We start from the raw sequence: 18,741 nt of genomic DNA, 5'->3' as shown, positions 1-18,741 counted from the left end.
CGCCATGTCGTCACATCATCCGATCGCCGCCGCCCGCCGGACGGTCCGCGAGCTCATCCCGATCCGGCTCCCGCAGGGCGACGCCGCGCCGTTGCGGCAGATCCTCGTACGGATGGCGGTCGCGCTCTCGCTGCTCGGCTTTGCGGTGCTGGTCGTCTACCTCGACCGGGACGGCTACCGGGACGCGGCGAGCGAAGAGCCGCTCAGCCTGCTGGACTGCTTCTACTACGCGACGGTCAGCCTCACGACCACCGGCTACGGCGACATCACGCCGGCCACCCCGCCGGCGCGGTTGGTGAACGTCCTGCTGATCACGCCGCTGCGGATCATGTTCCTGATCGTCCTGGTCGGTACGACCATCGAGGTCCTCGCGACGCGAAGCCGCGAGCAGTGGATGATCGCGCGTTGGAGGAGACGGTTGCAGAACCACACAGTCGTGATCGGCTTCGGCACCAAGGGCCGGAGCGCGGTCGACACGCTGATCAACGGCGGCGTCGACAAGCGGCGCATCGTCGTCGTCGACCCGCATACCGAGGCGATCCAGGAAGCGAACGCGCTCGGCCTCGGCGGCGTCGTCGGGGACGGGACGCGGACGGACGTGCTGCGGCGCGCGGAGATCGAGGGCGCCGAACGGATCATCGTCACCACGTACCGCGACGACACCGCGGTGCTCGTGACGCTGACCGCGCGGCAGCTGAACCAGGACGCCACGATCGTGGTCGCGGTCCGCGAGGGCGAGAACATCCGCCTGCTCCGGCAGAGCGGTGCCGACGTCGTCGTTCCGTCGTCGGACGCGGTCGGCCGGATTCTCGGCCTGTCGACGGTGAGCCCGGCGCTCGGCGTCGTGCTGGAGGACCTGCTGACGTACGGCGAGGGCCTCGAGGTCGCCGAACGGGCCGTGCTGCCGCGCGAGGAGGGCAAGTCGCCGCGCGAGCTGGACGACGTCGCGGTGGCGGTCGTACGCGAGGGCGAGGTGCACTCGTACTTCGATCCGACCGTCGCGCAGCTGATCCGCGGGGACAAGGTCGTCGTCGTTCGGCCGGCGGAGGAGAAGCCGTGGGCGCCCCGACCGGGCGCCGATTCCGACGAGGACGACGACTGATGCGCGCGGTCGTCGCCCGTTCGCCGGGCGGACGCGAGGTGCTCGCGCTGGCTGACGTACCGGACCTGGTCGCCGGCGAGGGCGAGGTGCTGATCGACGTCGTCGCCGCGGGCGTGAACCGGGCGGACATCTCCCAGCGCGAGGGTCGCTATCCGCCGCCGCCGGGGGCTTCGGAGCTGATCGGGCTGGAGTGCTCGGGGCGGATCGCCGCGCTCGGTGCGGGTGTGGACGGCTTCGGGGTCGGCGACGAGGTCTGCGCGCTGCTGCCGAGCGGTGGGTACGCCTCGCAGGTCACCGTCGCGGCTGGGCTGGTGCTGCCCAAGCCCGACGGGGTCTCGCTCGTCGACGCGGCTGGGCTGCCGGAGACCGTGTGCACGGTGTGGTCGAACGTGTTCATGCTCGCGGGTCTGCAGCAGGGCGAGACGCTGCTGGTGCATGGCGGGGCGAGTGGCATCGGGACGACTGCGATCCAGCTGGCCCGGGCGCTCGGAGCACGCGTGGCGGCGACGGTGGGGTCGGACTGGAAGGCCGAGCGGTGTCGCGAGCTGGGCGCGGATCCGGCGATCAACTACCAGGCCTCTGACTTCGTCGCGGAGCTGCTTTCGGCGACTTCGGGGCACGGCGCGGACGTGATCCTCGACGTGGTGGGTGCGGCGTACCTGTCCCGCAACCTCGAGGCGGTCGCGACGAACGGGCGGCTGGTCGTGATCGGGCTGCAGAAGGGCGCGACGGCCGAGCTGAACCTCGGTGCGCTGATGGCGAAGCGGGCTGCCGTCCTCGCGACGGGGCTGCGGATGCGGCCGCTGGCGGAGAAGGCCGCGATCGTGGCGAGCGTGCGCGAGAACGTGTGGCCGCTGGTCGCCGAGGGCCATCTGAAGCCGATCGTGGACCGCGTTCTGCCGCTGGCGGAGGCGGCCGAGGCGCACCGGGTGATCGAGGCGAGCGAGCACGTGGGGAAGGTGCTGCTCTCCGTCTGAGGGGCGCTTCGCGCCTGCCCTGTGGACGGCAGGAGGCGAGCCTCAGGAAAGGCACGTACCATCTCCGAACGTGTTCTTGTGGCGCTGGATCATCAGCTCGAGACTGCATCAGTTCGTGCGAAACCACCCGAAATCCGCGGGGGTCGTCGCGGCAGTTGTCACGCCCCTGATCGTGCTGACCGCGCTGCTCGGCGGGTTCAACACCTCGACCGAGGTGGGGCCGGCGGAGACCAAGGTGGGGGCGAAGGTCGAGCTGGGGCCGCTGGACGTGACCGTGCACAGCGCCAACTACACCAACAAGTCGCCGGCGATCAGCTACAAGGGCCACCCGTACTACCTGATGGTCCGGGCGACCGTGGTGGTGAAGAACGACGAGCCGATGGACGCGTCGGAGCTGAAGAACGCGATCACCGTTCCCGCGCTCAAGGCGTCGGAGGAGTCGGAGAACACCGACGCGGGTGAGCTGCTCGTCGACATGGTCGAGAACGACGTCATCCCGGTCCTCACCGACGACCGGGCCAACAACATGTACGTCGGGACGGATCTGGAGTACCTGTCCGACCTCAATCCGGGGGTTCCGGCCGAGGTGACGTTCGCGTGGGACATCGACCGCAAGATCGAGCCGATGAAGAACGTGAAGATCGAGATCAACGACTACGAGTTCGCGCCGCTGACCACGTTGAAGCGGGAGAACAAGTGGCTGCGCGGTTCTGGCGTGGCGGCGATGGAGCTGCCGGTCACGCTGAAGATGGAGCCCGAGGACGACACGCTGTGAGCCAGCAGCCGCCCCCGCCTCCGTCCCGCCCGCCCGGTCCGCCCGGTCAGGGGCCCGGGTTCCCGCCGAACGGGCCTGCGGGGCCGCCGAACCGGCCGCCGATGGGGCCGACGCCCAACCGTCCGGCCCAGCCGACGCCTCGGTACCAACCGCAACCGCCGCAGCCGTACCGGCCGGCGCCTCCGCAGGGACCACCTCAGGGACCGCGGCCGCAGGGTCAGCCACAGGGTCAGCCACAGCGACCGCCACTGGGACCGCCGCAGGCTCCGCCCGGGCCGCACCAGCAGCGCCCGAACCAGCCGCCGCCTCGGCCTCCCGTGCAACCGGTCCAGCCTGTGCAGCCGATGCGGCCGCCCGTTCGGCAGCAGCCCGTTCAGCAGCAGCCCGTTCAGCAACCGCCGCCGGTGGAGCCGCCCGCGCCCGAACGGCCGCGGCGCAAGCCCGAGCCGAAGACCGGCATCGCCGGCCGCGTGGTCGGTCTCGTCGTCGTTCTCGCGCTCGGTGCGGCGACCGTCGTGCTGTCCCGGCTCGAGGTCATGCCGTCGGACCGGATGCCGGCGTTCGCGACCGAGGGCAAACGCGGCGAGGTCGTCACCACGAACACGTTCAAGGTCCGGGTCGACAAGCCGCTCGTGGCGAAGAAGCTCGAGTTCAAGGAGCTGTCGTTCAGCGATCCCGACGTCCGTACGACCAGCCGCGTCTGGCTGGTGGTGCCGGCGGCGGTGCAGGCGCAGAAGGCCCCGGAGCGGTTCGAGGGCGCGACGCTGGTGTCGAAGGCGGGGAAGAGGTACGGGACCAGCAACCGGATCCCCGGCAGCTTCATGCCGGGCGGGGAGGGTACGTCGCCGGGCATCGCGTTCACCGGGATCTGGGCGTTCGAGGTGCCGCCGGAGGAGATCCCCGGCGCGCAGCTGTGGCTGAGCGTCTCGCCGGCGTCGCCTGAGCTCGCGTCGCAGGCGCGGATCGATCTCGGTCTCGGTGCGGACGTCGTCGAGAAGGCTGTGGCCACGTACGACCTGAGCAAGGAGTCGTCGTGATCCAGTGGCTGCGCCGGAACGTCTGGCGGTTCGCGGCACTGCTGCTCCTGCTGCCCGCGTACGTCGTCATCGAGACCTGGGACGACCTGCCGCTCCGGGCGGCGGCGATCGGCACGGTCAAGCAGGTGCCGGCGAAGGACACCATCCACGCGAACGGGGTGACCTGGCGGCTCAACCGCATCGAGGATCCGCGGGCGGCGGTGGACGCGAACGGCAAGAAGAAGCCGCCGCGCAAGGACGGCATCCACTACGCGGCGGTCTACGTGTCGTTCAAGCTCGACGCCGGCGTCACGATGAACACGCCCAAGTGCGAGGTGCGGCTCCGGGACCCGGCGACCAACCGCTACTGGGATCCGAACGGCCCGTCCTTCGGCGGCAGCGGTGACGACCTCGGCCTGACCGCGCCGCCGGAGTGCCTGTCCGCGTCCGGCAAAGAGAAGCCGCAGGCCGGCAAGTGGTACACGATCGTGCCGACGTTCCTGCTCCCCGCGGACGCGAAGAACCTGCTGGCCGAGGTGTCGCTCGGGAAGAAGAGCGACAAGCCCGGTAAAGCCGAGGTCTGGGCTCGGTTCGTTCCCTAGAGGTACATGCCTCCGCCGGGGCCTTCCGGCTCCTGCTGGTCGACCTGCTGCTGCAGGTGCGGCGGCAGCGCGACGCCGGGCGGCAGCGCGCGGCGCATCTGCTCGAGCTGCGCGCGGGCGGCCATCTGCTGGGCGAACAGGGCGGTCTGGATGCCTTGGAAGAGGCCTTCGAGCCAGCCGACGAGCTGGGCCTGGGCGACGCGGAGCTCTCCCTCGCTCGGGACCGTCGTGTCGTCGAACGGGAGCGTGAGGCGCTTCAGCTCGTCCACCAACTCGGGCGCGAGGCCTTGCTCGAGCTCGGCGATCGAGGACTTGTGGATCTCGCGCAGCCGCTGTCTCGAGGGCTCGTCCAGCGGGCTGGCCTTCACCTCCTCGAGCAGCTGGCGGATCATGCTGCCGATCCGCATGACCTTCGCGGGCTGCTCGACCAGGTCGGTGACCGAAGGCTCGTGCTCGTCCCCGTCGTCCTCGTGCTGGGCCTTGGTCTGCGGCGGCCCTTCGACAGCCATCCCGTCCGGCCCCACAATCACCACCCGCGGCGTCTCAGCGCGCTCTTTGCGCTCGTCACGCTCGTCGGTGTCCTGCCCCGCCTCCGGGCTGTGCTGCGACTCGGTCATGCCCCCATCCTTCCCCCTCGGCAGTTGGAGGGCGAACGAGGGCCGCGAGCCCGCTGCAGGCCGTCACCGTCGGCTGTGCGGTGACCGTCGACAGTGACCACCCCGGCTGGTCTGTGCGGGCCGACTGCGCCGACGGGAGGTTTGGATGAAGGGCACCTTCATCCAAAGGCGACCCCATCCCTAGGCACGCCTTGCCGCGGTGATCATGAACGTGATCATGAAGCTGAACTGGTCGTATACGACGGGTTGGGCTTCATGATCACGTTCATGATCACGGGCGGGGCTCGGTTCTCTCTTGGCGAAGCTCTTCTGGGTACGGTGCTGTCTTGGTGCGGTCCTCGATGAGATCTCTCCGGGGGTTGGTGCTCTCGGGGACTGTGGCGGCGGTCGAGTGTGGTGGCCGGTCCGGGGCGCGTCAAGGGCGTCGCGGCGGCTTCGCAGACGGGGCGACGTCGCTTCGCGACCGCTTTGCGGCCCTTGACTCGCCCCGGCCCGGCCACCTGTTTTTCACGCGCCGCCCCCGCCCCCGGAACAGGTGTCCCGGGGGAGGTTCCTTCTTGCTGGGGTTTGTTGCCGTGCTCGCGTTGGCTTGTGGGGCCCCGGGTCTCTTGTGGCTCAGATGGAGCCGGGGGTTCCGTCGTCATCCCCGTCACCCACGTTTCGCGTCGTGACTTTGGGTGTTGGGCGCAGGGTTTGGTTGGGTCGGGGGCACCCCGGTCCCATAGGTCCGGACAAGGGTGCCCCCGACCCAAGCGCGTGATGGGCGCGAGGCGGCAACCTCGGTCCGGGCATGGGGACACCCCGGCCCAAGCAGGGCGCGGGGTGGGGGAGGTCAGCTGGTGGCGCGTTGGGTTTGGTCGGCGTGGCGGGCGCGGCGGGGGCGGATCAGGGCCGGTTCGGCGGCGGTGTTGGCTGCGCTCGACTTGCCCGTCGTACGGGTGGCTTGCAGGCGCTCCGCGCGGCGGCGGGCTACTTCGGCGCGGATGCGTAGGCGGGCTAGTCGGCGGACTCGCTGGGCGTACTCCACGTTCACTACGACCACCTGCCTCGACCAGACCCCGCGGACCTACCTGAGCGCAAACACCGCAAGCACTCGACCGTTAGACGAACTGGCAAGCCGTTCGGTTGCACAGAAATCAAATCGACGCCATTTCGTTGTCCAACGGGCCCCAGGCAAAGCTCCCTGTAGCTCGCTCTCTGCCCACTGACACCACGATCTACACCTCGCACGCCGTAGTTCGGCACACGCAGTCCGTAGCCGGCCGCCCAGACTGAAGGACGAGCCGCCCCAGCATGCAGACCAGCTTGCGATACTGACCGCCGGCATGGAAACCGTTCGCATCTACCTCGAGCCACTGCGCCGCGCGCTGCACTTCGCGGTGCGGTACTGGCCTGCCCTCCTGGTCTGGGGGCTGATCGGCGGCGCCGGCTCGCGCCTCACGATGATGCTCGCGGCACGGGCCAACCGCTGGGAGGCTATCCCCGACGGCCTCGCGAGCGTCCTGGCGTTCGGCTGCGTCGCGCTCTCCATGCTCGTCCAGATCGCCGCGACCATCGCGATGTTCTTCGCGCTCCGAGAGGCGATGCCCGGCCTCAGGCACCTGCGGATCATGCAGCGCGAGGCCGACCGGGTGGTCGCCGCCGTGGTCTCCGCGCCCGAGCCGGCCCGGGGCCGGCACGCAAGGCGGCGCGGCATCGGTGGGATGTTCGGGTTCCGTACGGACACCGACCAGAGCCTCGCCCCCATGCCGGTCGCCACTCCCGACCAGGCCGTCCCGCCACCGCAGCCGGAGATCAACCTCGACAACGACGAGGAGCCCGACGGTCGGGACGAGCCGACGTTCATCGACTTCGTGATCGTCGCCGCCGTGCCGTTCCTCGCGTTCTACGCGACCTGGGGCGTGATCGACCAGTACCTCAGCGACCTCATCTACGAGGCCATGCAGACCTGGTCCCGCGTCCCCGACCAGGGCCCCGAGGTGATGTACGCGGCCGCGATCGCCGCCGTGACCGCCTATCTGCTCAAGCGCATCCTCTGGTGGCTGGTCGACAAGGAGGTGCCGGGCAAGCGGGTGATCCGGCTGCTCGCGATCTTCTTCGAGGTCTCCTACCTCTTCTACGCCGTCGTCGGCCTGAGCCGGCTCCTCGCGAACGTGCCCGAGTGGCTGCACACCAGGGTCTTCTGGGTCGAGCTCCAGCAGCTGAAGGAGACCATCCGCGGGGTCTTCGCGCCGTTCGACTGGGTCGTCACCGGCATCGAGCACGCGATGGTCTACCTGCCCGACGCGAAGGACGCGTTCCTCTACCCGCTGATCTGGCTCGCGATCACCTGTGTCATCTACGGCCACGTCCTGGACCGCGAACGCGACATCGTCGCCAACTCCACCGTGCTGAGCCAGTTCCAGCACCGCTTCAACCGGCTGCCCGGCGAGGTGAAGTTCCTCGTCGACCATTACACCAGCGGCCGGCGCGGCAAGTGGGTGCCGTTGGTGAACGCGCTCCGCCTCGTCTGGCAGGCGGGACCGCTGCTCTTCGTCCTGCTCGCGGTCTCGATGCGCGCGATGGAGGCGGGCGTCGAGTGGGGCTTCGTCGGCCTCACGCACCTGATCGGCGACCGCGGCGGCGCGTTCTGGGTGGTGTTCCGGCACCTCATCGAGGACCTGCCGACCCTCGTCATCCTCATCCTCCGTGTGTGCCTGCTGGCCGCGTTCTTCGACACGATCCTGCAGCGGATCCGGCGCCGGAACGAGCCGACCACCGACGAGCCCGAGCAGAACGAGCCGCAGCGCGCTCCCGCTCCGGTCAGCTGACCGCAACCGGACGAGAGCCGCGACAACGGACGCTCTCGGTGATCTTCTGTGTGCCGGGGGTGGTGGGAGACCACCTCTTGGTCGGGGGGCCGGGACAACCATTCCGGCGGATCGGTCCGCCGTACCCAGACGAGCGCCGCCGGAATTCGTCCTGTTCGCGGCAAGGACGCCGCGGACCCGACCGGGGGGAGCCCCGCAGTGCGCAGGAGATCCATGTCTTTCGCCGTGGCGATCGGTGCCGTGGCCCTCATCACTCCAGCGTTCGCGTCGGCAGCGCCTGACGATGGCACCGACGTGGCCGACCGCGGCTATCAGAGAGCCGCGAAAGCCGCTCCAGGCAAGGCACCGAGCGGACCGAACCCGTACCTCGCGCTGGTCAAGGACCGGGACAAGCTGGACTTCGCTGGCTGGGACCGCGCCCTGGCGTACAAGTCGAAGACCCGGGCCCAGCAGAAGGCCAAGGTGCGGGCGAACGCAGGTGCGGCCGCGCAACAGCCGATCCTGCACGACGAGGAGGAGCCCGCCGGCATCTACGGCGGGAACGACAGCCAGGCCGACGCCGAGGTCGTGAACAAGTTCGGCACCGCCAAGGGCAAGAACCCCAAGGCCCGCATCCTCGGCCAGCTCTCGCACCAGGTCGTTCCGATCTCGGCGCTCAGCCCGAACACCGAGGACGACGGCTCGATCCCGCTGGCTCGCGACACCGGCATCGAGGGTTCGCGCGGTGCGATCCGTACGACCGGCACGATCGGCGACGGCCCGCACGGCAGCGCCGGCTCGGGTTCGGGCGACTTCGACTTCTACAAGATCGAGGTCCAGGCAGGTAAGCAGATCGTCGCGGACGTCGACGGCCGCGGCCTGGCCGACTCGATCGTGGAGATCTGGGACGCCGAGGGCAACTTCCTCGCCGGGAACGACGACGAGAACGCCTCGACGTTCGACAGCCTGCTGCGCTTCACGGCTCCGAAGACCGGCGTCTACTACGTCGAGGTCGCGGGCTTCCTCTCGATCCCCGAGGACCCGTTCGACTCCGGCAGCGGCCCCGGTGCCGACGAGGAAGGCGCGTACCAGCTGACGATCACCTCGCGTACCGCGGACGTCGACTACTACTCGGTGCCGCTGCGCCCGGGTGACGTCCTCGGTGTCACGGTGAAGAACGGCGCGAGCCACATCGACCTGTTCGACCCGTCGGGCAAGCAGGTCATGGGCTCCAGCCAGGACGCGTCGTCGATCATGCCGGCGAACACGTCGCTGCCGGGTGGCGGCAACGCGCTCGCCGACCATGTCGCCGCGGTGGCGGGCATGCACTCGATCGCGATCACCGAGGGCGAAGGCCTGTACGACGTGACGGTCGAGGCCTACCGACCGCCGCTGGAGAAGGAGGCGAAGCCGCAGACGCTGTTCCTCGACTTCGACGGCCAGCGGCTGAACACCAACGTCGTGGGCGGTCCGGGCGTCCGTACGCTCAGCCCGTTCCGCGCGTTCCTCGGACGGTGGGGCCTCACCCGCGCCGACGAGCCGGCGGTCGTCAAGCAGATCGTGAAGACCGTCAAGGAGAACCTCGGCAGCGACTCGCTGGCGAAGAACGGCAAGGCGAAGATCGTCGTGCGCAACTCCGCCGACAACCCGGACACGTTCGGCAACGTGAACGTGAGCCGCGTCGTCGTCGGTGGCACGATCGCCGAGTCGGGCATCAACACGATCGGCATCGCGCAGTCCATCGACCCGGGCAACTTCGGGCACGAGGAGACCGCGCTGGTGCTGCTCGACGCGATCAGCGACCCGGCGGGTCCGGAGTACTCGCTGAACACGTACCTGACGCCGGCGAGCAACCGGATCACGTTCGTGGGTACGGCGATCGGCAACATCGTGTCGCACGAGGCCGGGCACTACCTCGGCAGCTGGCACACGGACTCGACGAACGCCGTCAAGAACGTCATGGACGAGGGCGGCGACTTCGCCGGCATGTACGGCGTGGGTCCGGACAACATCGGCGGCACGGCCGACGACCCGGACGCCGATCTGTCGAGTGACGTGTTCTCGCTGTTCGAGGGCTTCACCGGCACCGAGGACAGCCTGAACCGCATCGCGTTCGGCCTGACCAGCAAGTAGATCGGAGTGGAACGGCCCGCCCCTCGGGGCGGGCCGTTTCGTCTGCTCAGGCGACGTCGACGTACGCGCTGGACTGCAGGCGGTACATCCGCGCGTACCGACCGTCCGCGGCCATCAGCTCCTCGTGCGAACCCTGCTCGACCACCCTGCCCTCGTGCATGACGAGGATGCGGTCGGCGGAACGTACGGTCGAGAAGCGGTGCGAGATGATCACGACGGTCCGGCCGTGCCTGAGCTCGCGGAGCGTCTCGAACAGGGCCGCTTCGGCTTCGGCGTCCAACGAGGCGGTCGGCTCGTCGAGAATGAGGAACGTGGCTTGGCGAAACAGCACCCGGGCGATCGCGACGCGCTGCCACTGGCCGCCGGACAGGTCCGCGCCGCCATCGACCTCGACGCCGAGCGGGGTGTCGAAGCCCTGCGGCAGCTTGTCGAGGAACGTTGCGGCTCCGGCCTCCGTCGCGGCCGCCTGGATCGCGCTCGTGTCGGTGATGCGGTCGGGGGCGCCGAGGCCGATGTTCTCCGCGGCGGAGAACCAGTACCGCCCGAAGTCCTGGAACACGACACCGACCTGGTCGAGGCCGCCGTCGCCGGCGAGCTGTGCGACGGGCGTGCCGTCCCAGGTGACCGTGCCCTCGGTCGGTTCGTACAGGCCGGAGAGCAGTTTCACCAACGTGGTCTTGCCAGATCCGTTCTGCCCGACGATCGCGACGACCTCGCCCTCGTCGATGCTGGCGGTCAGCTGCCGTAGCGCCGGCTGCTTGGCGCCCGGATAGGTGAACGTGACATCGTCAACCCGCAGTTGACGGAACGGACGAGTGTCAACTGCCGGTTGCGGACGCAAACCGCCGACCCAGTCGCGGAGCTCGACGAAGTCGTTGAAGTACTTGCCGTGCTCGAGAACGTGGGCGAGCTGCGTGGCGGCAAGCTGCGAACGGTTCGCGAGCAGCAGAACGGCGACGGCAGCCGTCGCCGCGGCGCCGACCGTAAGGTCGCCCCGCTGCACGAACCACAGCACGACCAACAGCACGCCGCCGAGCACCAGCATGCCCACGCCGCTGCCGATCGCCGACCGGCGGATGTGCTTGCCGACGACCTCGCGGACACCGGCGAGGCGCTCGTCGTACAGGTCGGTCCACCGCCGCGTGAGAAAGCCGCCGAGCCCGTACGCGCGGACCTCCGGAGCGAGCCGCCGATTCTTGGCGACGTCGCCGATGTGGTGGCGGGCCCGGTCGCCCGGAGTGTTGCCGAACGAGAACGAGTACATCTCATCACTCGCGATCCGCCCCGCCAGCCAGAGCGGCACGCTCGCGAGCAGCGTGACGGGCACGAGCGCGGGGTGGATGACGAACAGTCCCGCGGCGAGTCCGGCCACGCTGACGAGCGCGCCGATGATCTGGGGTACGGCCATCGCGACGATCATCGGGCTCGCCTGGACCGCGCGCTCGGCACGTTCGAGCCGGTCGTGGAAGCGCGGGTCGTCGAACTCTCGCAGCGGAGCCTGGATGGTGAGCCGCAGCAGGATCTCGTTGCAGTACCGGATCGTGCGTTCGATCAGCAGCTTGTGCATGCCCGCACCGGTCGCGGTGGCGAACGAGACCAGCGCCGCGGTGACGAGCGCAGCGACGACGAGGCCGACGGTCCGCTCGGACGGGTCGCCGCCGACCAGCTCGCCGAGCAGCGCGTTGCCGAAGAAGACGAGCGCGACGATGCCGAGGCCGGAGATCGCGAAGAGGGCGACCACGACGGCGAACGCCGTCCCACCCGCGGCCCAGACGAGCCTCACGGCGAGCGCGAACGACCTCATGACTCCCCCTTCGGCCGGCCGAGCGGGAATCCCCAGGCGTAGATCGCGACCCGTTCGGCATCCGGCGGCGTCTCGCGGCTCTCGTGGATGCCAATGACGAGGTCGAAGATCTTCTGGCCGACCTCCTTGAGCTCGGCCGCGGTCAGCGCCGTGTTGATCTCCGAGGTGAACCCGACCTTGCTCCACTCGCCCGGATAGGAGTGGTGGCGTTCCTCCCATTCCGCGACCTTGCGGAACGTCGCCTCCCGCTTGACGGCATGGAACGCGCTCGCGGCGGTACGGGTCTCCGGGTCCGCGTCGGCGTCGTCGATGAAGATCGAGCCAGAGGGACGCTGCCACGGCCGGTTGCGCCCGGTGCCGCCGCCGGCCTCCTCGACGAAGCCGTACTTCGCGAGCGTGCGGAGGTGGAACGAGCAGTTCGCCGGGCTCTCGCCCACGATCTCGCTGATCTCCGTGGCGGTGAGCGGCGGCCGTTCGTCCAGCAGGTCGAGGATGCGGATCCGGAGCGGGTGCGCGAGGGCACGGATCGCCCGCGCGTCGAGTGCCTTACGCGCCTCGTCATCGAAAGCCATGTTGCGAAAGTAGTCTTTCGAAAGAACCATTGTCAATCAGGCGAAGAGTTGCTCCAGCGTCTGCGCGACGCCGTCCTCGTTGTTGCTCGGACACGTTCGGGAGACGGCCGCGCGAACCTCGGGGTGCGCGTTCGCGACGGCGTACGCGGTGCCGGCCCAGGCCAGCAGCGGCAGGTCGTTCGGCATGTCGCCGAACGCGACGACCTCCTCCTGCGCGATCCCCCGCTCGGAACACCACAGCGCGAGCGTCGACGCCTTGGACACGCCGCGGGCGGAGACCTCGAGCAGGCCGCTGCGGCTGGAGTGGGTGAGCTCGGCCAGCTCGCCGGCAACGTCGCGCGCCTTGGCGAGCAGCGTGTCCGGGTCGTAGTCGACGTGCCGGACGAGCAGCTTGTACGCGGGCTTCTCCCACATCCGGTCGACGGTGGCGACGTAGGTGTCGACGCGCTTGTCGTCGATGGGAAAGTGCAGGACGTACGCGGCCTCGTGCGCGAACTGGTCACCATGCTCGACGCCGAAGCTCACGCCGGGGATCGCGGCCCGGATCGCCTCGATGACGGCGATGCCGGCCTCGCGGGCGAGCGGATGGCGTTCGAGGATCTCCTCGGTGTGCAGGTCGTAGACGATCGCGCCGTTGGAACAGATCGCGATGCCCTTGTGGCAGGACTGTTCGGCGACGGCGTGCATCCAGCGGGTCGGGCGGCCGGTCGCGAAGATCACCGTCGAGCCGGCCTCCTCCACCCTCGCCAGCGCGCGGCGGGTCCGGTCGGAGACCGTCCCGTCCGTGCGGAGCAACGTTCCATCGAGGTCACTGACAACGAGCTTGGGCCGGTCGGTCACCCCTCCATCCTGCCAACCGCCACCTGCCGCACCGAAACAAGGATCCCCTCCCGCGCGACCTGCCTCGAACGTCAGTCCGCCGGCCGCGAATCGCGGCCGGCGGAAGGTCCAAAGGATCCCCTCCGGACGCCACACCAGACCAGGAGCGCGGTGAACACCCGGTACCGGCCCGGCGATGACAACAGTCGACCCGCGGGTTTCCCCTAAATCAGCCGGACTTCTCCAGCCGCTCGGCGGCCTTCTCGGTCAGGTCGCCGGCGATCTCCTTGGCATCGGAGCTGTCGTCCGCCCACACGTACACGGCGCTCAGCAGGTCGCCGCGTACCTGGTAGGTCGCGAGGTAGTTGTAGTCGCCGTCCTTGCGCTCGTCGACGCCCTTCCAGGCGAACGACTCCGCGAGCGCGCCGTCCGGCGCCGCGGTGACCGCGACCTTGTCCATCTCGCCCTGGTCGTGCTTCCAGCCGTCGCAGTCGCCGATGGCCTTCTCGATCTCGGCGAGCGCGGCCTTGGCCTGCCCGGGCTCGTAGGCGACCACCTCGGTGCTCACGACGAGCTCGGCGACCTCGGCGTCCTTCCAGAAGAAGTCCTGATGCCGCGCCACGCGGAAGCCGTTGCTCTTCCACTCCTTGGCGCAGATGTCGTTGGTCGGCACATCGAGGCTGTCGTCCTGGTCCTGCACCTCGACCTTGTGGCCGATGTCCTTGGCACGGAGTACCGACTTGTCCACGGCACTCTTCAGCAGCTCGGGTTCGAGTCGCGGCTTGGCGGCGGGCGCTTCCTTCGTCGGCTTGGCCTTGACCTCCTGCGCGGCGGCCGCCGGCTTCGGGTCGTCGCCGGAGCCGCAGCCGGCGAGCGCGGTCAGCGCGGCGGCAGCGAACGCGAGGGCGAGAATCCTGCGGTCTCTTGGCACGGGGACGCACCTTACCGACCTATTTCTCCAACGCCTCCGCTGCCTCCGCTCCTTCGTGCCGTTCCAGCCGCGGGAAGATCGGCTCGGCCTTCGGCAGCTGACCGCTCGGATCGACCGGCGTGAACTGCCTGGCGAGGCGTTCGGCCAGGTCAGGTACGAACGGCCGCAGCTCGCTCGCCAGCACCCGGCAGACCTCCGCGAGACCGCTCAGAACGGCGTCCAGCTCGGCGCTCGCGCGTCCGCTTTCGGCCACCTCAGCCTTCTCCGTCTTGGCAAGCTGCCAGGGCGCGGTCTCCTCGATGAACCGGTTCGCCGTCGCGATCAGCGTGGTGAGCGCGTTCGCCGCCTGCCGCAGGTCGAACGACTCGAGCGCCGCGTCGATCCGTTCGGGCACCTCGTTCGCCGCCTCGGCGAGAGCCTCGCTCGGGGCCGCTGACGGCACGACGCCGTGACGGAACCGGTGGATCATCGTGACCACGCGTTGCGACAGGTTGCCCACCCCACCTGCCAAGTCGCGGTTGACAGCGCCGACCAGCCGCTCCTCGGTGAAGTCGGTGTCGCCGACCTTCGGTACCTGCGCGACCAGCCACCAACGCAGGGAATCCGTACCGTACGTCGCCGCGATCGCGTCGGGTGCGACGGCGTTGCCGAGCGACTTGCCGATCTTGCGTCCGTTGACCGTGAGGTAGTCATGCACGAAAACCCTTGTGGGCAAGGCCAAACCGGCGGACAGCAGCATCGCCGGCCAGTACACCGCGTGGAATCGCACGATGCCCTTCCCGATCACGTGCCTGCGTTCGCCGTCGCCACGCCACCACGTGCCGAAGCTCGAGGCACCGGTCCCGTACCCGGGCGCGGTGATGTAGTTGCCGAGCGCATCCCACCAGACGTACATCACCTGCGTCGGGTCGCCGGGTACGGGAATTCCCCAGCCGTGCGCGCGTTGGACGGAACGCGAGATGGAGAAGTCCTCCAGGCCGCCGCGGATGAACGCGCGGACCTCGTTCGCCCTGACTGCAGGCTCGATCACGATCCGCCCTTCGTCGTAGAGCGCGGCGAGCTGGTCCTCGTACCTCGAGAGGCGGAAGAACCAGTTCTCCTCCCGGACGACCTGCGGCTCGGTCTCGTGCTCGGGACATCGCCCCTCGACGAGCTCGTCGGGCTGATAGAACTGCTCGCAGCCCACGCAGTAGAGGCCCTCGTACTCCTTGCGGTAGATGTCGCCCGCCTCGACGCAGGCCTGCCAGAGCCGTTCGGCCCCCGGGCGATGTCGGGGGTCTCGGCTGGTGCGGAGGAAGTCGTCGTAGCTGAGGTCGAGCGTGCCTCGCAGGTTCTCGAACGCGTCGGCGTGCTCGTCGACGAAGTCCCGTACGGGCACGCCGGCGGCCTCGGCGGCCTGCACGTTCTTCAGCGAGTTGTCGTCCGTCCCGGTCTGGAAGCGCACGCTGTCGCCGCGCAGCCGGCGATGGCGCGCGAGCACGTCCGCCTGCACGAGCTCGAGCGCGAAGCCGAGGTGTGGGTCGGCGTTGACGTACGGGATCGACGTGGTGACGTAGAAGTGGTTGCTCATCGTTTCTCCTTCGGTGGTTCGCGAAAGGAGTCCCGACAAACAAGAAGGCCCCTCTCGCGAGGGGCCTTGGCACGAACCAGTTGCACCCCTACGCGGGGCGCATCATGACCTCATGCCGGAAGCTGTTCATGCTGTCGAGCATAGCTCAGGCCCGTTCGGACCAGCGACCGACTTCCTGCGCGGACCCGGACGCCGATCGTCCGGAACCCTGTCTATGGTCGCGTTCATGGACATGCTGATGGACGACAAGATCGCCGCGTTCAAGCTGACGGACTGGCGGAAGCTCGGGCAGGGACTCCATGCCCGGTACGTGGTGAGCGACTTCGGCGCGGGCGTCCGGTTCGTCACCGCGGTGGCCGCCGCGGGGGACGAGCTGGGCCACCACCCGCAGGTGCAGCTGGGTGACGGGTACGTCGATCTCAAGCTGATCAGCGCCGACGCGATCTACCGCGACGGCGAGGGCGTCGAGCACGTCGTCGAATGGGTGACGCAGCGAGACATCGACCTCGCGGGCCGGATCACCGACGTGGCGGCCGAGCTCGGGGTCGTGGCGGATCCGGGGTCGATCACCACGATCGAGCTGGCGCTCGACACGGCCAACGCCGCGGCGATCGCGCCGATGTGGGCGGCGCTGCTGACCGGGAGCACCTCGTCGGTGGGGTACGGCACGATCGGCGGCGGCGTACGGGACGTCCTGGGGCGGGTGCCGAACCTGTGGTTCCAGGACACCGACGCGCACGAGACGCCCCGGCAGCGGTTCCACCTCGACGTGTGGGTGGCGCCGGAGGTGCGCGAGCAGCGGATCGCCGCCGCGGTCGCGGCGGGTGGGGTCATCGTGGACGACAGCGAGGCGCCCTCGTTCGTCGTACTCGCCGACTCCGACGGCAACAAGGCCTGCGTCTGCACGGCCGAGGCGCGTTAACCGAGGTCGAACCAGCGGCTGAGCTCGAGGGCGACGCCGTCCTCGTCGATGGTCTCGGTGACGTCGTCCGCGGAGTCCTGGACCTCGGCGGTCGCGTTGCCCATCGCGACGCCGCGGCCCGCCCAGGAGAGCATCTCGACGTCGTTGTTGCCGTCGCCGATCGCGAGCACGTCCTCGTACGAGACGCCCAGCAGGTCGGCGACCTTCGCGAGCCCGTGCGCCTTGGACACGCCCTTCGGCGCGAGGTCGAGCCAGGCCGTGTAGCCGATGTAGTACGCCACGTCCTGCAGGCCGACGCGGTCGATCACGTCGAGGAACTCCTCGGCCTCGCTGGACGGCTGCCGCAGGATCACGCGCGTGACGGGCTTGGCCATCAGTGTCTCGATCGGCTCGACGCGGTAGTCGCCGGACAGCTCGTTCGGCGGGAACGGCGCCGTCACGCGGTAGCCGATGCCGATCTCCTCGACCGCCACGAGCACGCCCGGCAGCCGCTGGAGGAGCAGCTGCAGGACGGGCTCGGGGTCGAACGTCACCACGTCGATGAACTCGACCTGCTGGTCAGGCTCGGCGTCGGAATGCAGGCGTACGGTGACCGCGCCGTTGGAGCAGACGAGGTACGGGTCGGGGAGCGCCAGCCGTTCGGCGAGCGGCCGTGTGCCGACCAGCCCGCGGCCGGTCGACAACACGATGTGCACACCCTCGTCGGCGACCTTGCGTACGGCGGCCTCGACTCGTGGCGAGATGTCGTACGACTCGTCGTACAGCGTCCCGTCGATGTCCAGCGCGAGAAGCCGTGGCCGCCAGTCGTTCACCCGACGGGGTCCAGCCGCTCGCGGCCGCCGAGGAACGGTTGCAACGCCTTGGGCACAGCGACCGATCCGTCCGCCTGTTGGTGGTTCTCCAGCACCATCACGATCGCGCGGGCCATCGCGACCAGCGTGCCGTTCAGCGTCGCGACGTGCCGCGGCCCGTCGTCCGTGCGGTACCGGATACCCAGGCGGCGGGCTTGGAAGTCGGTGCAGTTGGACGTCGAGGTGATCTCGCGGTAGCGCTGCTGACTCGGCTGCCACGCCTCGAGGTCGTACTTGCGCGCGGCACTCACGCCGAGGTCTCCGGCGGCCGTGTCGATCACGCGGTACGGAAGCTCCAGCTTGTCCCAGAACTCCTTCTCCCACGCCAGCAGCTTCTGGTGCTCCTCGGGCGCGTCCTCCGGCTTGCAGAGCACGAACATCTCGACCTTGTCGAACCAGTGCACGCGATAGATGCCGCGGGTGTCCTTGCCATGCGAGCCCGCCTCGCGGCGGAAGGACGGGCTGAACCCGGCGTACCGGCGCGGCAGCTGGTCGGCGTCGAGGATCTCGTCACCGTGGAACGCGGCGAGCGGCACCTCGGAGGTGCCGACGAGGTAGAGGTCGTCGTTGGCGAGCCGGTAGACGTCGTCGGCGGAGCCCTGGCCGAGATAGCCGGTGCCCTCCATCGCGGGCGGTTTCACCAACGAGGGCGGGATGATCGGGGTGAAGCCGTACGACGTCGCGTACTCCATCGCCAGGTTGAGCAGCGCCAGCTCGAGCAGCGCGCCGTTGCCGGTGAGGAAGTAGAAGCGGCTGCCCGAGACCTTCGCGCCGCGCTCGAGGTCGATCGCGCCGAGGATCTTGCCGAGCTCGACGTGGTCGCGCGGCTCGAAGCCCTCGGCCTGGAAGTCGCGCGGGGTGCCGACGTGCTCGAGTACGACGTAGTCGTCCTCGCCGCCCTCGGGGACGCCGGGCTCGACGAGGTTGTCGAGCTGCTTGACGAGTTCGTCGTACGCGCTGTCGGCGGCGGTCTGCGCGGCCTCGGCCTCCTTGACCTGGCTCGCGAGCTCCTTCGTACGGACGAGCAGCGCCTGCTTCTCCTCACCCTGGGCGCGCGAGATCTGCTTGCCGAGCGCCTTCTGCTCCGATCGCGCCTGCTCGAACGTGGAGATCGAAGACCGGCGTGCCTCGTCGGCGGCGAGGACCTGGTCGACGAGCCCGACCGAGGATCCACGGCGCCGCTGGCTTTCCCGTACGCGGTCTGGGTCTTCACGGAGCAGTTTGGGATCGATCACGCCCCGAGGGTATCCGGCCGTGCGCG

Annotated in this window: 17 protein-coding genes; 8 read left to right on the top strand and 9 right to left on the bottom strand. The window is 69.4% G+C overall.

The window, feature by feature from the left end:
* Positions 1 to 4: 4 nt before the first annotated feature.
* The 5 genes from JOD67_RS06210 to JOD67_RS06190 all read left to right on the top strand — a co-directional run bounded on the left by JOD67_RS06210 (position 5) and on the right by JOD67_RS06190 (position 4,472).
* A complete protein-coding gene (locus tag JOD67_RS06210; RefSeq protein ID WP_239553740.1) occupies positions 5 to 1,102 on the top strand; it encodes a potassium channel family protein in 1,098 nt (365 codons plus the stop codon).
* The gene (locus JOD67_RS06205) at positions 1,102 to 2,079 is read left to right on the top strand and encodes an NAD(P)H-quinone oxidoreductase (RefSeq protein ID WP_205116147.1); all 978 of its coding nucleotides are present in this window, start codon (positions 1,102 to 1,104) and stop codon (positions 2,077 to 2,079) included. Before JOD67_RS06210 ends, JOD67_RS06205 begins: the two co-directional genes overlap by 1 nt.
* A 70-nt stretch (positions 2,080 to 2,149) precedes the next feature.
* Entirely contained in the window at positions 2,150 to 2,854 is a 705-nt protein-coding gene (locus JOD67_RS06200; protein WP_205116146.1) for a hypothetical protein, read from the top strand.
* Positions 2,855 to 3,198: 344 nt separating this feature from the next.
* Positions 3,199 to 3,891 carry a hypothetical protein gene (locus tag JOD67_RS06195; RefSeq protein ID WP_205116145.1) on the top strand — a complete coding sequence of 231 codons (693 nt, stop codon included), beginning with the start codon at positions 3,199 to 3,201 and terminating at the stop codon, positions 3,889 to 3,891.
* Positions 3,888 to 4,472 (top strand): hypothetical protein, encoded by a 585-nt coding sequence (locus tag JOD67_RS06190; RefSeq protein ID WP_205116144.1) that lies wholly within the window; start codon positions 3,888 to 3,890, stop codon positions 4,470 to 4,472. Before JOD67_RS06195 ends, JOD67_RS06190 begins: the two co-directional genes overlap by 4 nt.
* On the opposite strand, the gene JOD67_RS06185 is transcribed toward JOD67_RS06190, so the two are convergent.
* Both JOD67_RS06185 and JOD67_RS06180 read right to left on the bottom strand, forming a co-directional pair.
* Positions 4,469 to 5,089 (bottom strand): bacterial proteasome activator family protein, encoded by a 621-nt coding sequence (locus tag JOD67_RS06185; protein WP_205116143.1) that lies wholly within the window; start codon positions 5,087 to 5,089, stop codon positions 4,469 to 4,471. The two genes, JOD67_RS06190 and JOD67_RS06185, sit on opposite strands and share 4 nt — an antisense overlap.
* An 832-nt stretch (positions 5,090 to 5,921) precedes the next feature.
* Positions 5,922 to 6,122 (bottom strand): hypothetical protein, encoded by a 201-nt coding sequence (locus JOD67_RS06180; protein WP_205116142.1) that lies wholly within the window; start codon positions 6,120 to 6,122, stop codon positions 5,922 to 5,924.
* A gap of 292 nt (positions 6,123 to 6,414) precedes the next feature.
* On the opposite strand from JOD67_RS06180, the gene JOD67_RS06175 reads away from it, so the two are divergent.
* Together JOD67_RS06175 and JOD67_RS06170 are read left to right on the top strand one after the other, a co-directional pair.
* Positions 6,415 to 7,899: a hypothetical protein gene (locus JOD67_RS06175; RefSeq protein WP_205116140.1), complete on the top strand. Its 1,485-nt coding sequence runs from the start codon at positions 6,415 to 6,417 to the stop codon at positions 7,897 to 7,899.
* Positions 7,900 to 8,112: 213 nt separating this feature from the next.
* Complete coding sequence (locus JOD67_RS06170; RefSeq protein WP_205116138.1) at positions 8,113 to 10,011, top strand: PPC domain-containing protein; 1,899 nt, start codon at positions 8,113 to 8,115, stop codon at positions 10,009 to 10,011.
* Positions 10,012 to 10,057: 46 nt separating this feature from the next.
* Here the strand turns inward: JOD67_RS06170 and JOD67_RS06165 are convergent, their stop codons facing one another.
* The 5 genes from JOD67_RS06165 to metG all read right to left on the bottom strand — a co-directional run bounded on the left by JOD67_RS06165 (position 10,058) and on the right by metG (position 15,707).
* Positions 10,058 to 11,815 (bottom strand): ABC transporter ATP-binding protein, encoded by a 1,758-nt coding sequence (locus JOD67_RS06165; protein ID WP_205116136.1) that lies wholly within the window; start codon positions 11,813 to 11,815, stop codon positions 10,058 to 10,060.
* Complete coding sequence (locus tag JOD67_RS06160; protein ID WP_205116134.1) at positions 11,812 to 12,387, bottom strand: ArsR/SmtB family transcription factor; 576 nt, start codon at positions 12,385 to 12,387, stop codon at positions 11,812 to 11,814. The genes JOD67_RS06165 and JOD67_RS06160 overlap by 4 nt, the downstream gene beginning before the upstream one ends.
* Positions 12,388 to 12,423: 36 nt before the next feature.
* Complete coding sequence (locus JOD67_RS06155) at positions 12,424 to 13,227, bottom strand: Cof-type HAD-IIB family hydrolase (RefSeq protein WP_205116132.1); 804 nt, start codon at positions 13,225 to 13,227, stop codon at positions 12,424 to 12,426.
* Positions 13,228 to 13,435: 208 nt separating this feature from the next.
* Positions 13,436 to 14,137, bottom strand: coding sequence for a hypothetical protein (locus tag JOD67_RS06150; protein ID WP_205116131.1), 702 nt, complete (start codon positions 14,135 to 14,137; stop codon positions 13,436 to 13,438).
* Positions 14,138 to 14,156: 19 nt separating this feature from the next.
* A complete protein-coding gene (metG, locus tag JOD67_RS06145) occupies positions 14,157 to 15,707 on the bottom strand; it encodes a methionine--tRNA ligase (RefSeq protein WP_205116130.1) in 1,551 nt (516 codons plus the stop codon).
* 226 nt (positions 15,708 to 15,933) lie between these two features.
* On the opposite strand from metG, the gene JOD67_RS06140 reads away from it, so the two are divergent.
* Entirely contained in the window at positions 15,934 to 16,629 is a 696-nt protein-coding gene (locus JOD67_RS06140; RefSeq protein WP_239553739.1) for a VOC family protein, read from the top strand.
* Here the strand turns inward: JOD67_RS06140 and JOD67_RS06135 are convergent.
* Positions 16,626 to 17,441: an HAD family hydrolase gene (locus JOD67_RS06135; protein WP_307782293.1), complete on the bottom strand. Its 816-nt coding sequence runs from the start codon at positions 17,439 to 17,441 to the stop codon at positions 16,626 to 16,628. The genes JOD67_RS06140 and JOD67_RS06135 overlap by 4 nt on opposite strands.
* Positions 17,438 to 18,715, bottom strand: coding sequence for a serine--tRNA ligase (gene serS / locus JOD67_RS06130; protein WP_205116129.1), 1,278 nt, complete (start codon positions 18,713 to 18,715; stop codon positions 17,438 to 17,440). Before serS ends, JOD67_RS06135 begins: the two co-directional genes overlap by 4 nt.
* Positions 18,716 to 18,741 lie beyond the last annotated feature (26 nt).

This window comes from Tenggerimyces flavus (genome assembly GCF_016907715.1).
In the GTDB taxonomy this organism is placed as follows: Bacteria; Actinomycetota; Actinomycetes; order Propionibacteriales; family Actinopolymorphaceae; genus Tenggerimyces; species Tenggerimyces flavus.
Note: the sequence above shows the minus strand (reverse complement) of the source record. Positions and strands in the feature narration are given on the sequence as shown.

What these genes read in the sequence shown, in the direction of transcription:
- JOD67_RS06185 (WP_205116143.1), bottom strand. Translation starts at nt 5,089, where the DNA reads ATGACCGAGTCGCAGCACAGCCCGGAGGCGGGGCAGGACACCGACGAG.
- metG (WP_205116130.1), bottom strand. Translation starts at nt 15,707, where the DNA reads ATGAGCAACCACTTCTACGTCACCACGTCGATCCCGTACGTCAACGCC.
- JOD67_RS06160 (WP_205116134.1), bottom strand. Translation starts at nt 12,387, where the DNA reads ATGGCTTTCGATGACGAGGCGCGTAAGGCACTCGACGCGCGGGCGATC.
- JOD67_RS06140 (WP_239553739.1), top strand. Translation starts at nt 15,934, where the DNA reads ATGGACATGCTGATGGACGACAAGATCGCCGCGTTCAAGCTGACGGAC.
- JOD67_RS06170 (WP_205116138.1), top strand. Translation starts at nt 8,113, where the DNA reads ATGTCTTTCGCCGTGGCGATCGGTGCCGTGGCCCTCATCACTCCAGCG.
- JOD67_RS06165 (WP_205116136.1), bottom strand. Translation starts at nt 11,815, where the DNA reads ATGAGGTCGTTCGCGCTCGCCGTGAGGCTCGTCTGGGCCGCGGGTGGG.
- JOD67_RS06175 (WP_205116140.1), top strand. Translation starts at nt 6,415, where the DNA reads ATGGAAACCGTTCGCATCTACCTCGAGCCACTGCGCCGCGCGCTGCAC.
- JOD67_RS06205 (WP_205116147.1), top strand. Translation starts at nt 1,102, where the DNA reads ATGCGCGCGGTCGTCGCCCGTTCGCCGGGCGGACGCGAGGTGCTCGCG.
- JOD67_RS06210 (WP_239553740.1), top strand. Translation starts at nt 5, where the DNA reads ATGTCGTCACATCATCCGATCGCCGCCGCCCGCCGGACGGTCCGCGAG.
- JOD67_RS06195 (WP_205116145.1), top strand. Translation starts at nt 3,199, where the DNA reads ATGCGGCCGCCCGTTCGGCAGCAGCCCGTTCAGCAGCAGCCCGTTCAG.